We start from the raw sequence: 1,623 nt of genomic DNA on the forward strand, positions 1-1,623 counted from the left end.
AAGAAAAACGATTTATTGACATGCGGACATACCTAGTATGGAAAAAAGAAAAAGGTAGCCGTGTTTAACTGCATCCGGCTAACCTCATCTAAAGAGAATATACACATAAAAATGGACTTGACCGAGCGGAGTAGCCCGTTGTTGGGGTTTTGTACGAAATAACGTACAAAATGGTGCGCGAAGTAGACCGTCGTTGGGGTTTTGTACGAAATCTCGTACAAAATGGTACGCGGGGTAGCCAGTCGTTGGTTTTTTGTACGAAGTCTCGTACAAAATGGTGCTCGAGGTAGACCGACGTTGGGGTTTTGTACGAATAAACGTACAAAGCCACTTTTGTAATGGCTCGATTCTATAGAAGCAAGTAATATGCTAAAAAACAGTTGCTCCATGTGTAGCCTTTTCGTTATGATCGACTTATACAAGATAATGCGGCGAAGCACGCCCCGATATCCTTCTAGCGTGAAGGGTATTCGGGGCTTATTTATTTGCATTGAAAGGGAGATAAAACATGAGTTTCGAGATCGAGCACGAGAAGTGGATCAAGACACACTTGATGAAACGCCACGGGGAACGAAGAGATGCTCTAAAAAGAGGGCATGGATTCGGAAATCGTATGTTCGCGGAACAAATATGGTGGAACCTTATGGGGAACTTTGATGGTTTGCATCCAGAATATGAAGTTAAAGATTGGAGGGGGCGGTCGTATTTTGTGGACTTTATGTGGATCATAGGTAGTCTGCGTTTCATAATCGAAATCATGGACTATGGATCGCATGGCAAGGATCGTTCGAAATATCGAATGGATTTGAATAGAGGGTTGTATCTGCAATCTCAAGATTGTTTCGTAATCTCCATTTCCCTGGACGAAATGAAAGAAAATCCAACGTTCGTGCTCGCTATGGTTCGCAGCATTCTAGCCCCTTATCTTTCGGCGGCAGGGGGGAAGGATGGAATGGATCGTCACAAATATCTAAAAATAGAACGCAAGTTGATGCGACTGGCCATTCGAAATCATCGTATCATTAGCCCATCGAAAGCAGCTGACGAGCTTGAGGTCCACAAGCAAACGGTAATTAAGCATTGTAAAAATCTTGTTGAAAAAGGGAAATTCCGCGCAATCTCATCAGGTGTGACAGGGAAAATATACAAATATGAATACATTGGTTCTGTACAAAGTACCGATTTATTATGAAGATGATTTTTAAGTGAGCACTATTTACAAATTTTTGATGGGCTGGGTCAACGGGCAGCGCATCGAAGCTTCCGGCGGAATGATGCTGTGACGCGGATATCCGGGGTCCCCGAAAAAGTAGTCGAGTAAAAGTTCTGCTAAAAGGGGAGTCCAATAAGTAAACGAGTAGAAAGAGGGGCATGTATCTCCTGGAGGAGCGAAGCGTTTGCCTTTGCCGACGTGAAATCCCCTTGTTACGGGGTTACCTATTCAGATTTCACGGCGGCAACCCGGGGTCCCCGCAAAGTAATCGGAATAAGCTGCAAAGCTGACCTTGCCCCGAATAGATGGACACAGAGAAACCCTCTATAATAAAAGACGGAGGGATTTTCAATGGGGCAACGGAAGAAGTTTGACAAAGCATTTAAGGAGCAAGTCGTATTACGCATTCT

General features: G+C 44.1%; 1 protein-coding gene. It reads left to right on the plus strand.

Going from position 1 to position 1,623, the window contains the following annotated elements; translation table 11 throughout:
• The first annotated feature begins 508 nt into the window (after positions 1 to 508).
• The gene (locus FPZ45_RS25120) at positions 509 to 1,192 is read left to right on the plus strand and encodes a hypothetical protein (protein WP_144707405.1); all 684 of its coding nucleotides are present in this window, start codon (positions 509 to 511) and stop codon (positions 1,190 to 1,192) included.
• Positions 1,193 to 1,623 lie beyond the last annotated feature (431 nt).

The sequence above is a fragment of the Cohnella terricola genome (genome assembly GCF_007786475.1).
In the GTDB taxonomy this organism is placed as follows: domain Bacteria; phylum Bacillota; class Bacilli; order Paenibacillales; family Paenibacillaceae; genus Cohnella; species Cohnella terricola.

Coding starts and splice junctions, on each gene's coding strand:
- FPZ45_RS25120 (WP_144707405.1), top strand. CDS start 509: ATGAGTTTCGAGATCGAGCACGAGAAGTGGATCAAGACACACTTGATG.